This window comes from Streptomyces sp. Ru73 (assembly GCF_002920575.1).
Lineage (GTDB): Bacteria > Actinomycetota > Actinomycetes > Streptomycetales > Streptomycetaceae > Streptomyces.
In genome coordinates, this window is the sequence record NZ_PQSQ01000242.1 from 1 (window position 1) to 278 (window position 278).

1 protein-coding gene is annotated in these 278 nt (G+C 72.7%); it reads right to left on the bottom strand.

Annotated elements, in window-relative coordinates:
• The coding region (locus tag C3486_RS36775; protein WP_146075151.1) for a type III pantothenate kinase at positions 1-278 on the bottom strand (278 nt) is incomplete at both ends.

Sequence of the window (278 nt, forward strand, 5' to 3'; positions counted from 1 at the left end):
CCAGCACCATCGGCGCCAGACCGCCCGTGGCGATCACCGTCACGTTGTCCGGGTCGTCGGCGAGCTCCCGGGCCATCCGGCCGACGACCCCGTCGACCTGCCCGGCGAACCCGTACACGATGCCCGCCTGCATCGCCTCGACCGTGTTCTTCCCGATCACGCTGCGCGGCCGGGCGACCTCGATCTTCCGCAGCTGCGCCCCCTTGACGCCGAGCGCCTCCACGGAGATCTCGATGCCAGGCGCGATCACCCCGCCGACGTACTCCCCCCGCGCGGAG